This is a genomic window from Paractinoplanes abujensis, from assembly GCF_014204895.1.
GTDB classification, from domain to species: domain Bacteria; phylum Actinomycetota; class Actinomycetes; order Mycobacteriales; family Micromonosporaceae; genus Actinoplanes; species Actinoplanes abujensis.
The window spans coordinates 6703206-6716094 of the sequence record NZ_JACHMF010000001.1; the positions used below are offsets into that span (position 1 = coordinate 6703206).

Consider the following 12889-nt stretch of genomic DNA (forward strand, 5'->3'; position numbering starts at 1 on the left):
GCCGCAGCGAAGCGAAGGCGGGGGCATGAGCCTGGTGGAAAAAGTGCGGGACGATCGGATCGACTCCGAGCGGTTGGTGCAGCGGCTCGAAGCCCTGAGCCGATTCCTGCGCCTGGTCGACCCGCACCTCCCGGACAGCGACCTGGTGGCCGCACACACGCTGGTCGAGCGGGCCGGCAACCGGCTGGCGCTGTCGCGCGACCACACCGTCGTCGCGCTCGCCGGCAGCACCGGCAGCGGCAAGTCGAGCCTGTTCAACGCGTTGGCCCGGCTCAAACTGTCGCCGGTCGGCGTGCGCCGGCCGACCACCGGCGTCGCGCACGCGTGCGTCTGGGGCCCGCTCGAGCCGGCCAACCAGCTGCTCGACTGGGTGGGTGTGCTGCCGCGGCACCGGTTCATCCGCGAAAGCGCCCTCGACGGTGAGGACGAGGCCGCCCTGCGCGGGCTCGTGCTGCTCGATCTGCCCGACTTCGACTCGGTCGAGCGCGGCCACCGCCTCGAGGTCGACCGCCTGCTGGGCCTGGTCGACCTGATCGTCTGGGTGGTCGACCCGCAGAAGTACGGCGACCGCATCCTGCACCAGGCCTACCTTTCCCAGTTCCGGTCGCACGCCGCGGTCACCGTCGTCGTGCTCAACCAGGCCGACCGGCTGTCCGCACCGGACACCGAGCTGGTGCTGACCGACCTCAAGCGCCTGCTCACCGACGACGGTCTGGGCGAGGCCCCGGTGCTGGCCACCTCGGCCAAGCAGCCGGGCATGCTGGGCGAATTGCGCGGCTCGCTCGAGACCACGGTGGCCGAACGGCAGGCCGCGCTGCGCCGGGTCGCGGGCGACCTCGAGACGGTGAGCGAGCCGCTGACCGCCATGATCGGCCCGCCCGCGGCCGAGGACGAGGTCGACCGGGCCACCGTCCGCCAGCTGACCGACGCGCTCGCCGTCTCGGCCGGGGTGGGCGCGGTGGCCGACGCCACCGCGGCCGCCTACCGGCATCGGGCGGCCGCCGCCACCGGCTGGCCCCTGACCCGGGGCCTGCGCCGGCTGCGCCCCGACCCGCTGCGCCGGCTGCACCTGGCCGACCGGCCCGCCGAGACGCCGGCCGACGCGGAGCCGCGTGTCACCTCCACCGAGCTCGTGCCGCGCACCTCGCTGCCCGAGGCCGACGCGGCCCAGCGGTCCGCGGTCAGCCTGGCCGTCCGCGCGGTCTCCGACCGGGCCGCGGCGCCACTGCCCGAGGTCTGGAAGCCCGCGCTGACCAACGCGGCCCGCTCGCGGGCGGCCGACCTGTCCGACGCGCTCGACCGGGCGATCGGCACGACCGACCTGGGCGTGGCCAAGGCGCCGCTGTGGTGGCGGGTCGTGGGGGCGCTGCACTGGCTCTTCCTGGCCGCCGCCGTGTTCGGGCTGGGCTGGCTGATCTTCGGCTACGTGCTGCGGGCGCTCGGACTGCCCGAGTTGGACGATCCGAAGGTCGGCGTGGTGCCGCTCCCTACCGTGCTGCTGCTCGGCGGACTGCTGCTCGGGTTGCTGCTCTGGCTGCTGCTGCGGCCGGTCGTGGAGTGGGGCGCCCGGCGGGCCCGGCGCCGGGCCGAGCAGCGATTGCGGAACTCGGTCACCGAGGTCGGCCGGGAGTATGTGGTGGCTCCGGTGCGCGAGGTGCTGAACTCCTACGCACAGGCGCGTGAAGCTCTGACCGCGGTGCGTTCGTAGTAGTCCCGGCACGCACCGTGGCGGGTAGGCTCGCGACATGCCCGCACCCCAGACTCCGTACGAGGCGGTCCTGCACGCGGCCCGCGACGTGGCGAAGCTCGACTGCGCGCTCGACGCCGAGCTGCTGGGGACGGCCCTGCTCGGCAGCGTCTACTCGGTGGCGGGCGACGACCGCGCGGCCGCCGTGCGCGGGTTCGTCGGCGAGTTCCTCTCCGCGACCGCCCGGCGGCGCACAGCCTCGGCCACCACGATCCGCGAGGTCTTCGCCGCCCTGGTGCCCGGGGCCGAGGGCGCGGGCCAGGTGCGGCGCGGGGCCCAGGCGCCGTCCTGGACCACCCAGCTCGGCCGGGTCCGGCCCACCGGCTGCTATGCGTACGGGGACGTCTTCGGCGATCAGACGTCCTATTTGGTGACCTTCGCCTACGACGACGAGCAGGACGGTGGCCCCGAGCACGCGGTCGTCGCGCTGGTCGACCACAACATCGGCATCACGAAGGACCTGTTCGTCGGGTCGTCGGCCGCGCGCATCCTCGAGCAGGTGCGCGAGATGTGCTCCGGCGACGAGCTGACCTGGTTCCGCGAGGAGGATCCGGGCCGGCTGCGCGGCGAGGTCGACCGCCACCTCGAGATCACCGACGCCCTGAGCGACCTGCCGGCCGAGGGTTCGCTGGCCACCGACCGCGCACTGGCCGGCGCACGGCTGGCCCTGCTGCCCGCGGCGACCACCCCGCCGCTGGCCGAGCCGCCCACCGTCAACAGCACGGAACTCGTCCGCGACTTCCTGTCCTCCCCCGAGGCCGCGCGCTTCGGCCTCGACCGGGTGCACGCCGACGACGAGCTGGCCTCGCTGCACTTCTGCCTGAGCCTGATCCTCGACCACGCGGCGAGCCTGCCCGACCCCGATCCGCTGCGCTGGAGCCCCGCCGTGGCCGGGTTGTTCCTGCTCGACTGGGTGCACCGGCGCGCGGTCCTCGACATGGACGACGCCGCGATGCTGCCCCGGGTGACGCGTGCCTGGTCGGCCTACGCGGTCCGGCGGCGTGACCTGCCCACCGCCGCGGCCGAGCAGGTCGACCACGTGGTTGAGGAGATGATCCCCGAGTTCGCCCGGCTGTACGCGACGGGCGAGAAGCGCAGCGCGGCCACGGCGGCAGTGGCTCAACTGATCTCCGAGGGCGTCGACCCCAACGACGCGGACGCGATCGACGCCTGGATCGAGGCCAACCGCCACCGCCTCGACGACGCCTGACGTCTACCAGCGGCCCGACAGGTCCTCGCTCGGCTCGGCGTGATGCCGGCCCACCCGGGAGCTGCGCTGCTGCTCGGGCGTGTGCTCGTCGGCGTGGTGCTGGCTGCCGGCCCGGTGACTGCCGCGGTACGAGCGGTTCTGGTTCTCCTCCGAGCGGGCCTCCGGGATGAGGTTGACGTGATGGCCGCCCCCGGTGTTGGCGTAGCTGCGCTCCAGGATGCTGGACGGACGGATGTTGTTGGATCGTTCGGCCACAGCTGACCTCCGGCTGTGTTCGGACCGGTCACGCGACCGGTGACGGGTTACGGAACGGTGGGTCTTCTTGGCGTGCTTGCTTTCCTCGCAACCGCGGTGGCGGGGCCGGTCGGCGGGCTGAGGGTCGTGGTCGCCGTCGTCATCGGGCTCCGGATCGTCCGGAACGTCCGGCAGGCCGGGCACGGTCGGCTTCCCGGAATCGTCGTCGTCGGGCGCGGAGTCGTCCCTGGCTGAGTCGTCGTCAGGCGCCGGGTCGTCAGACGCTGAGTCGTCGTCAGGCGCCGGCTCGGGCTCGTCGGCCGATTCGTCGGGCACCGGGGGCAGGTCGGGCACAGCGGGTCTGCGGCCCCAGCGGGCGGGGTTGTCGTGTCCCGTTCCTGGCTTTCCGTCATCACGAGACACACCACCCCCATCCCGTACGTCTCCAGGCCCGTCACCCTCGTCTGACCTCCCACCGCGGTGGCCGTCATCGCCGGGCTTGCCGCCACCGCGCGGCCCACCGCCACCGTTCGGCCCGCCGCCGCTGCTCGATTCGCCGCCGCTGCTCGACCCACCGCCGCGTGAGCCGTCGCCGCTGCTCGGTCCGCCGCCGCGTGAGCCGTCGCCGCTGTTCGACCCGCCGCCGCGTGAGCCGTCGCCGCTGTTCGACCCACCGCCGCGTGAGCGGTCGCCGTCACGAGACCCGCCACCGTCGCGTGAGCCCCCACCGTCGCGTGAGCCGCTGCCGCTGCTCGATCCGCCGTCGGCGCGCCGTCCGTGATCCCTGTCCGATTTGTCGCCATCGCGGGATCCACCGCCTGGGCCAGGAGCCGGGCCGGAGCCGTCCGTCGCCGGTGCGGCGGGTTCCCGCGCTCCGGCCTGCCCGAGCACCTTCCCCGCCCGTACGGCGGCATCGGCGCCCTTGGAAGCCCCCTGAGCCGCGCCGCTCACTGAGTCGGGCTGCGACGACGGGGGTGCCTGCGACGGATATTGGCGCACGGGTCCCGACGAGGGCGGCGGTAGGAACGGAATGTCCATCGTGTCCGTTCGCCCGCCGGACAGTTCGCGCGACCCCGCGGTGATGGCGGCCAGGGTCGGCACCGAGGCCAGTCCCACCAGCATCGCGACGATCAGCACGTACCGGCGGGTCGGTCCGGAGAAACCGGTGTCGGCCCGGTAGACCCCGTTGAGCCGCTTGCGCATCACCTTCATCGGCGGCACGAGGTGGTCGTCGTCGCGCTGGTCCGGCACGGCCGGGGTCCCCCTCTGCGTCGGCATGGACGGGCACGGCCGGCTGCAATGATCAACATTGATCGACCGTGGTTACCGGATGAACGACGCATGGGCATGAAGGCAGCGGCGCGAATTGCCCGTTCGTACGGTAGTGACCGTACGAAAGCCGCTTATTCGGACAAATACGGGCACCGATATGACGGGCGAATTTCTCGACTGTGATCGACCTGACCTGTAACGGGGCTCACGTTCTCTGTCAGGATGGGGGCGACGGCACCGCCGCCGTCGCTTCGCCGACCCAGCGGGGCAAGGTGGGGGCCGTCACTCCCCGGCGGGGTCCAGGCCCGCGCCGATACGCCGCGCGGCAACCTCACCCGGGCCAGGCGCGGTGACCAGCGGTCCGCCGCGCGTACGGGCAACACCCGTCGCGGCGCAGAGATGAACAGGGAGACTCGATGGCGAACGGCGAAAGCACGGCGGGGACAGACGCCCCCGCAGGCGGTTTCGTCCAACTGCTGACCCCCGACGGCGAACGGATCGACAGCGTCACCACCGCTGACGGCACGACGTACTCCGTCGACTTCACCGACGACGAGTATCGCGAGCTGTACCGCGACCTGGTGACGGTCCGCCGGCTCGACGCCGAGGCGACCGCCCTGCAGCGCCAGGGCGAGCTGGGCATCTGGGCGAGCCTGCTGGGCCAGGAGGCGGCTCAGGTCGGTTCCGGCCGGGCCATGCGCCCCCAGGACATGGCGTTCCCGACGTATCGCGAGCACGGCGTCCTCTACACCCGCGGGATCGACCCGATCATGCCGTTCGGCCTGTTCCGCGGCGTCGACCAGGGCGGCTGGGACGCGAACGAGCACCGCTTCAACGGCTACACCATCGTGATCGGCTCGCAGACCCTGCACGCGACCGGTTACGCGATGGGCGTGACGATGGACGGCAAGACCGGCAGCCCCGACGGCGAGGCCGTGATCGCCTACTTCGGCGACGGCGCGACCAGCCAGGGCGAGGTCAACGAGGCGTTCGTCTGGGCCGGCGTCTTCCACGCCCCGATGGTGTTCTTCTGCCAGAACAACCAGTACGCGATCTCGGAGCCGCTGGAGCGCCAGACCCGCATCCCGCTCTACCGCCGGGCCGCGGGCTACGGCTTCCCGGGCGTCCGGATCGACGGCAACGACGTGCTGGCCAGCTTCGCGGTCACCCGGGCGGCGCTCGACAACGCGCGTAACGGTCAGGGCCCGACGCTGATCGAGGCGTACACGTACCGGATGGGCGCGCACACCAGCTCGGACGACCCGACCCGTTACCGCATCGCCAGCGAGGTCGAGTCGTGGAAGGCCAAGGACCCGATCTCCCGGCTCCGCGCGTTCCTGGCCAAGCAGCAGCTCGGCGACGACAGCTTCTTCGACGAGGTCGACGAGTCGGCCAAGACGCTGGCCCTCAGCCTGCGCGAGCGGGTGCTGTCGATGCCCGACCCGCAGCCGATCTCGATGTTCGACAACGTCTACCCGCACGGTTCGCCCGAGCTCGACCTGCAGCGCAGCCAGTTCGCCGACTACCACGCCTCGTTTGAGGGGAGTGACCACTGATGGCCGAGACGATCACCATCGGCAAGGCCCTCAACCACGGCCTGCGCCGCTCGCTCGAGCACGACTCCAAAGTCGTCATCATGGGCGAGGACGTCGGCAAGCTCGGCGGCGTCTTCCGCATCACCGACGGCCTGCAGAAGGACTTCGGCGAGGACCGTGTCATCGACACCCCGCTGGCCGAGGCCGGCATCGTGGGCACCGCTGTCGGTCTGGCCATCCGCGGATACCGCCCGGTCTGCGAGATCCAGTTCGACGGGTTCGTCTTCCCGGCCTACAACCAGATCGTGGCCCAGGTGGCCAAGATGTTCTACCGCTCGATGGGCAAGGTGCGGCTGCCGATCGTCATCCGCATCCCGTTCGGCGGTGGCATCGGCGCGGTGGAGCACCACTCCGAGTCGCCCGAGGCGTATTTCTCGCACACCCCCGGCCTCAAGGTCGTGACCTGCTCCAACCCCGCCGACGCGTACTCGATGATCCAGCAGGCCATCCGTTCCGACGATCCGATCGTGTTCTTCGAGCCCAAGCGGCGCTACTGGGAGAAGGGCGAGGTCGACCTCGACGCCGACCTGGCGGGGGCCTACCCGCTGCACGAGGCCCGGGTGGCTCGCGAGGGCACCGACGCGACCCTGATCGCGTACGGGCCGATGGTGCGTACCTGCCTGGACGCGGCCACCGCGGCCGCCGAGGACGGGCGCAACCTCGAGGTGATCGACCTGCGCACGCTCTCCCCGGTCGACTACGACAAGATCTATTCCTCCGTACGCCGGACCGGCCGCGCCGTCGTGGTGCACGAGGCCCCCGGCAACATCGGCCTCGGCGCCGAACTGGCCGCGCGCATCACCGAGCACTGTTTCTACTCGCTCGAGGCGCCCGTGCTGCGGGTGACCGGCTACGACATCCCGTATCCGGCGGCCCGCGTCGAGGAGGAATACCTGCCCGATCTCGACCGGGTGCTGGACGCCGTCGACCGTTCGTTCGGCTGGTGACGCCGATGTCGCGGATCAAGGAGTTCAACCTGCCCGACCTGGGCGAGGGCCTGACTGAGGGCGAGATCCTGGCCTGGCTGGTCAAGGTGGGCGACACGATCGAGCTCAACCAGCCGATCGTGGAGGTCGAGACGGCCAAGGCCGCGGTCGAGATCCCGGCCAAGTGGGGCGGCGTCGTCTCGAAGATCTACGTCGAGGCCGGCACGACGGTCGAAGTGGGCGCGCCCATCGTGGCGATCGACACCGACCCGGCGGCCGGTCCGCTGCCCGCCGACGGTCCCGTGCCGTCGGCCGAGTCGCTGGCCGCGGTCGAGATCGCCCCGGCCGAGGGCGCGGTCGAGCCGGGCCTGATCGGTGGTCCCGCGCCGGGCGGCCGCACGGCCGTGCTCGTCGGTTACGGGCCCAAGAGCACAACGGCGAAAAGGCGCCCCCGTACGACCTCCGTCGCCCAGCCCGCTGTTGTGCCGCCGCCCGCGCCGGTTGTCCCGGCCGCTCCGCCGGCCCCAGTCGCCCCGCCGGCCCCGATCGCGCGGACCAGCGGCCCGGTGCTGGCCAAGCCCCCGGTGCGCAAGCTGGCTCGCGATCTCGGCGTCGACCTGGCCACTATCACGGGCAGCGGGCCGCTGGGCTCGGTGACCCGGGAAGACGTGCACAAGGCGGCCGCTCCGGCTGAGGTTGCGGCCCCCGTCGTGACCGCTGCTTCCTTCGACGCGGGTCGCGAGCAGCGGATTCCGGTCAAGGGCGTGCGCAAGCTGACCGCGCAGAACATGGTGGCCTCGGCATTCACCGCGCCGCACGTCACCGAGTTCCTCACCGTCGATGTGACGCGCACCATGAAGACGGTCGAGAAGCTCAAGGAAAGGCGTGATTTCCGCGACGTCCGCATTTCGCCTCTGCTGCTGGTGGCCAAGGCCGTGCTGCTCGCGGTGAAGCGCCACCCGATGGTCAACTCGTCGTGGTCGGCCGAGACCAACGAGATCGTGGTCAAGGACTACGTCAATCTCGGCATCGCCGCGGCGACCGAGCGGGGCCTGATCGTTCCCAACGTGAAGGACGCCGGGCGTCTCTCGCTGCGGGAACTGGCTGAGGCGCTCACCACACTGGTGCAGGTGGCCAAGTCCGGGAAGACTCCGCCGTCCGATATGGCCGGTGGGACCCTTTCTATTACGAATGTCGGAGTGTTCGGCGTGGATACAGGAACGCCGATTCTTCCGCCGGGCGAGTCGGCGATCCTGGCCTTCGGCGCGATCCGCCCCATGCCGTGGGTGCACAAAGACAAGATCAAGATTCGCCAGGTCACCACCCTCGGGCTCTCCTTCGACCACCGGATCATCGACGGCGAACTGGGCTCGAAGTTTCTGCGCGACGTCGGCGACTTCCTCACCGACCCGGAGGGGACCCTGCTCTCCTGGTCGTAAGTTCGTTAAGCGTCAGCATCATTTGACCTACGATCGTTAGGCAGGTGCTGCGCGTCACCCTCTAAATCGTTGGCAGCTCGTCCCGTTGAGGCGCACAATGGACTCACACGGGACGAGCACCACGATGAGCCGGCGATCCCGGCTCGAGGGAAGTGAAGAAGCAGATGAGCATCGTCGACCGCGTTCGTCAGCGCCGGTTGATCAACCGTCAGAACCGCGCCATCGACCGGGCCTGGATGACCGCGCCCACTCAGTCGATGCGTGACGAGATCGCGATCTTCGCCCAGCGCAAGACCTTCTGACACCTACGACGCCACGGCCCGCCCGGAAACCCCAGCCCGGACGGGCCGTTCGCTTTTCCACCCCGTGCTTAAAGATCTTTTTACAGTCCCCTTGGTGGCGTACACCGGGATTCCTCATGCCGCCCTCGCCCGGTACGGTTGGCCACGGCCATCGAGCCGGCTCGGCCGGTCGGCGCGAGGCCGAGGTTTGACCGGAGCAATTCGGGGATGCCTCGCACGGCCTGGCCTCAGCGCTGGGCACGACGCCGGAGTCTGTCCGGCGTCAGTGCAGAGCTGGCACGGCCGCATGGAATGAGGAGGCGCTCATGACGTCCGAGGGGCACTACGCCGGTTCACAACCGGCCGAGGCCACGTCGGGCGGACCGACGTCGGACGGCTTCCCGCCGGACACCGACGGTCAGCGGGTCTCGGCCCGGGCTTCGGCCCAGCCGCCCGCCGACGGTTTCCCCACCTCCTACGGTCCACCACCGCAGGCCACGCCCAACGGCGGCTCGCCGTTCGTCGTCCCCGTCGTGCCCACGTTCGGCCAGGGCCCCGATGCCCCGCGCCCGGCCACCGGCACCTCGTACGGGTCGGCCCGCGTGCCCGGTCCCGACGACAACGGCAACGGCCTGCCGCAGCGCACCCCCGCGCCCGCACCCGAGGGCAACGGGCTTCCGCAGCGCGGCGCCGCCTCGCCGTACGGGTCGGTCTCCCCCGGCAACGACAATGCCTACGGTTCGGCCACGCCGCCGTCCGCGTTCGGCCCGTCCTCCGTCTTCGGCGCCCCGCCGTCCGAGGCCCCGCAGGCGTCCGCGCCGAGCGCGGCCGAGCCGCAGCAGCCGCCGACCGGCTGGGCCCCGACGCCGGCGCCTCCGGCCCGCACACCCCCCGAGCAGAACTTCATCCAGCGCCCCGGCGCCCCGCTGCCGCAGCGCAACGCCAACCCGGCCGGCACGGTCGACAGCGTCGAAGGCTTCAACGGTTTCGCGGCGCCCGCCGGTCGTGGCGCGCCCGAGCAGCAGCAGCAGCAGCCGCAGCAGCAGTCGATCGATCCCTCCACCGGCCGCCCGCCCGGCATCTCCGCCTTCGGCGACCAGCGCGTCCGTGTGCCCGGGGCCACCCTGACCGGCCTGCCCGATGCCCCGCCGCCCGCGCAGACGGGCGACAGCGGCGGCTTCCCGCTGCGCGGCACCCCCGGCAGCGGCGGTTCGGCGTTCCCGACCCGCGGCGGTGGCGGCAGCGGCTTCCCGCTGCGCGGCACCCCCGGCAGCGAGCCCGCCACGCCGGCCACCGCGGCCCCGTCGGGTGAGCTGCCCGTCCGCGGCCAGCAGGGCCCGTTCGGCCCGCCCCCTGGCGCTCCGCAGCTGCCCCCGGCGTCCAGCGACTTCAGCGCGTTCGGCCCGGCCTCGTCCGGTCCCGCCGCCGTCTCGGCCGAGAACGCCCCCCACCCGTACGGTCGTCCCGAGCCTCTCGCCGACCCGTTCGGCCGCAACCCCGACGGCCAGGCCACCGAGGGCCGCCCGGCGCCCGGCGGCACCACTGAGGCCGAGCGCGGCAGCCTGCCCGACCCGTTCGGCCGCAGCTCCGGCGAGGCCCCGGTGGCCGGTGTGGCTTACGGCAGCGCCCGCCCGCCGGCCCAGTTCGGCCCGTCCGACGACGGCTCGGCCGACGCCGCCTTCGGCACCCGCCCGTCCGCACCCGACAGCCGTTCCGCCGGCAGCAGCGACTCGGCCGCCTTCGGCTCGGCCCGCCCCGCCGGTGGCCCGTTCGGCACCCCCGAGGGCGACTCCGGCGCGTACGGTTCCGCCCGCCCGTTCGGCCAGCCCGAGGGTGACTCCGGCGCGTACGGCTCGGCGCGCCCCGCAGGTGGCCCGTTCGGCGCACCCGCGGACGATCACGGCTCCGCGCGCCCGGCCGACCCGTTCGGCCGTCCCGACAGCGACAACGACGGCCGGCCCACCTCCCCGGCCAGCGGCTCCGCCCGCCCCGCCGGTGGCCCGTTCGGGACCCCCGAGGGCGACTCGGGCGCGTTCGGCTCCGCCCGCCCGTTCGGCGACGCGGCCGCATACGGCTCGGCCCGCCCCACCGGCGAGTCCGACAACAACTCCGGCGCGGCCCACCCGTACGGCCGCTCCGAAAACGACCAAAACGCCTTCGGCACCGCCCGTCCGGCCGGTGGCCCCTTCGGCACCCCCGAGGGCGACTCGCCCGCGTACGGCTCCGCCCGCCCCGCCGGCGGCCCCTTCGGCGCGTCCGAGGGCGACTCCGGCTCCGCGCGCCCCGCCGACCCGTACGGCGACAACAACGCCTTCGGCACCGCCCGGCCCACCTCACCCGCGAGCGGCTCCGCCCGCCCGTTCGGTGCGTCCGAGGGCGACTCGGGCGCGTACGGGTCCGCCCGCCCCGCCGGCGGCCCGTTCGGCCAGCCCGAGGGCGGCGCCCGGCCCACCTCACCCGCCGCCGGCTCGGCCCGCCCGGCCGGTGGGCCCTTCGGCGCTCCCGACGGCTCCTCGTCGCCGTTCGGCCCCGTGCAGGGTGAAGGCCAGGGCGCGCAGTTCGGCTCGGCCTTCGGCGGCGGACGCCAGGACGACAACGGCTCGCAGTTCGGCCCGCGCCCGGGTTCGCCCGAGCCCGAGTCCCAGTCCCCCGCCCAGCCTCCTTCGCCGTTCGGTGTGGTGCGTGAGCCCGGTGCCGCCTACGGCGCGGCCCGGCCCGCCTCCCCCTTCGGCCCCGGCGGCGACGATCAGTCCGGCGAGGACGCGCACGCGCCGTACCGGCGGCCCGAATCTCCGGCCGAGAACAACGGCTATCCGCAGCGGGTGCCCGGCGCCGCGTTCGGGTCCCCCGCGGCCGCCGACAACCGCAACGGTTCGGTGCCCGCGCCGCGCGACCCGTCCGAAAACGCCGTCGGCTCGGCCCGCCCGGTCACGGCCAGCGCTTCGGTGCCGACGACGAACCGCACCGCCCCGGTCGAGGCGTCCGAGGTTCCGCCGCCGTCCGCCGCGCCGCAGGCCCGCGTCTACGGCCGCCCGGCCGCGACCGAGCCCGCCGTCGAGGACGAGCAGCCGCCGCGCGACAGCGAACCGTCGTTCGGCGCCGACTCGCCGTTCGGGCCGCGGCCCGGCAACGACCGTCCGGCCTTCGGCGGCGACTCACCGTTCGGCGGCCACCCCGGCGACTCACCGTTCGGCAACCACCCGGACGACGACCGCCCGGAACCGGCCACGGGCGGGCACGGTGCCTCGGCGTACGGGCGTCTCAACGAGCTCGACGGAAGTGGCGACGAGCCGGATCTGCCGGGCATCGCCCCGCAGTCGCCCGCCCGCGCCAGTGCCCGCGCCTCGGCGAGCGCCCGGGTCTCCCTGCCCGGCCCCGGCGGCCCGGGCAACCCGCCGACCGGCATGGCCTCGGCCCCCGCGCTGCCCGGGGCGGCACCCGAGCCGGCCTCGCCCGGTTCGCCCTACGCCGATCGGCCCGGTGGGGACCGTCCCGGCGGCGGCCGTCCCGGTGAGCCGTACAGCGAGTTGACCACTGACATCGCCGGCCGCGAGCAGCCGTTCGTGCCTGCGCCGGCCTTGCCGCCGATGCCTCCGGGCCTCAACGGCTTCGACCCGGCCACTCAGCCCCGCTCGAACGGTTTCGGCCCGCCCGGGCAGCAGCCGCCGAACGGCTTCGGCCCCGGTAACGACGGCTTCCCGAACCAGCCGGGTCCGGCCAGCCGCGCCACCGTGACACCGCCCACCCCGGAGGAGACGACCAGCTGGCCGGGCGTCGAGGCCGATCAGGGCCGGTTCGACAGTTTCAAGGCGGAGGAGAAGCCGGCCAAGCCCGCGACCCCGCACGTCCGCATGCTGCCGATCCTGATCTCGGTCATCATCGCCGCGGTGCTGCTGCTCGGCATCGGCTTCGGCATCGTCTATCTGGTGGCCGGCGGCAACGACAAGTCGCTGTCGGTGATCCAGGGCGAGTGCGTGAAGCGCGAGGGCGACTCCGCGGTCAAGGCCGAGTGCTCGGAGTCCGGGTCGTATCAGGTCGCGTCCATCGTGCCCACCGTGGCCGAGTGCGCCGACCCGGGCCAGCCGCACGTGATCAACAAGGCGTCGGACGGCAAGCAGCAGGTGCTGTGTCTCAAGGCGAACGGCTGAGGCCCGTACGGCTGTCATCCTGACCACCTTCGTGCCG

Annotated in this window: 8 protein-coding genes; 7 read left to right on the forward strand and 1 reads right to left on the reverse strand. The window is 73.0% G+C overall.

The features are described 5' to 3' along the window. The first annotated feature begins 25 nt into the window (after nucleotides 1–25). The gene (locus tag BKA14_RS30695) at nucleotides 26–1708 is read left to right on the forward strand and encodes a GTPase (protein WP_184954275.1); all 1683 of its coding nucleotides are present in this window, start codon (nucleotides 26–28) and stop codon (nucleotides 1706–1708) included. 37 nt (nucleotides 1709–1745) lie between these two features. After that, a complete protein-coding gene (locus BKA14_RS30700; protein WP_184954276.1) occupies nucleotides 1746–2957 on the forward strand; it encodes a hypothetical protein in 1212 nt (403 codons plus the stop codon). 3 nt (nucleotides 2958–2960) lie between these two features. On the opposite strand, the gene BKA14_RS44430 is transcribed toward BKA14_RS30700, so the two are convergent. Further along, on the reverse strand, nucleotides 2961–4469 hold the full coding sequence (locus BKA14_RS44430; RefSeq protein ID WP_184957304.1) for a hypothetical protein: 1509 nt from the start codon (nucleotides 4467–4469) through the stop codon (nucleotides 2961–2963). A 410-nt stretch (nucleotides 4470–4879) separates the two neighbouring features. Here BKA14_RS44430 and pdhA point away from each other — a divergent pair, with 410 nt between their 5' ends. From pdhA to BKA14_RS30730, 5 genes are all read left to right on the forward strand, one after another. Further along, on the forward strand, nucleotides 4880–6019 hold the full coding sequence (pdhA, locus tag BKA14_RS30710) for a pyruvate dehydrogenase (acetyl-transferring) E1 component subunit alpha (protein ID WP_184954277.1): 1140 nt from the start codon (nucleotides 4880–4882) through the stop codon (nucleotides 6017–6019). After that, nucleotides 6016–7005, forward strand: a complete 990-nt coding sequence (locus BKA14_RS30715) for an alpha-ketoacid dehydrogenase subunit beta (RefSeq protein ID WP_184957052.1) — start codon at nucleotides 6016–6018, stop codon at nucleotides 7003–7005. The genes pdhA and BKA14_RS30715 overlap by 4 nt, the downstream gene beginning before the upstream one ends. A gap of 5 nt (nucleotides 7006–7010) precedes the next feature. Then, a complete protein-coding gene (locus BKA14_RS30720; RefSeq protein WP_184954278.1) occupies nucleotides 7011–8423 on the forward strand; it encodes a dihydrolipoamide acetyltransferase family protein in 1413 nt (470 codons plus the stop codon). Between the two features lie 164 nt (nucleotides 8424–8587). Continuing rightward, on the forward strand, nucleotides 8588–8725 hold the full coding sequence (locus BKA14_RS30725) for a hypothetical protein (RefSeq protein WP_166661173.1): 138 nt from the start codon (nucleotides 8588–8590) through the stop codon (nucleotides 8723–8725). Nucleotides 8726–9030: 305 nt separating this feature from the next. Beyond that, nucleotides 9031–12852, forward strand: a complete 3822-nt coding sequence (locus BKA14_RS30730) for a hypothetical protein (protein ID WP_184954279.1) — start codon at nucleotides 9031–9033, stop codon at nucleotides 12850–12852. Nucleotides 12853–12889 lie beyond the last annotated feature (37 nt).

Bases quoted from the DNA above. Each gene is read 5' to 3' on its own strand.
- BKA14_RS30730 (WP_184954279.1), top strand. From the start codon at position 9,031: ATGACGTCCGAGGGGCACTACGCCGGTTCACAACCGGCCGAGGCCACG.
- BKA14_RS30700 (WP_184954276.1), top strand. From the start codon at position 1,746: ATGCCCGCACCCCAGACTCCGTACGAGGCGGTCCTGCACGCGGCCCGC.
- BKA14_RS30720 (WP_184954278.1), top strand. From the start codon at position 7,011: ATGTCGCGGATCAAGGAGTTCAACCTGCCCGACCTGGGCGAGGGCCTG.
- pdhA (WP_184954277.1), top strand. From the start codon at position 4,880: ATGGCGAACGGCGAAAGCACGGCGGGGACAGACGCCCCCGCAGGCGGT.
- BKA14_RS30695 (WP_184954275.1), top strand. From the start codon at position 26: ATGAGCCTGGTGGAAAAAGTGCGGGACGATCGGATCGACTCCGAGCGG.
- BKA14_RS44430 (WP_184957304.1), bottom strand. From the start codon at position 4,469: ATGCCGACGCAGAGGGGGACCCCGGCCGTGCCGGACCAGCGCGACGAC.
- BKA14_RS30725 (WP_166661173.1), top strand. From the start codon at position 8,588: ATGAGCATCGTCGACCGCGTTCGTCAGCGCCGGTTGATCAACCGTCAG.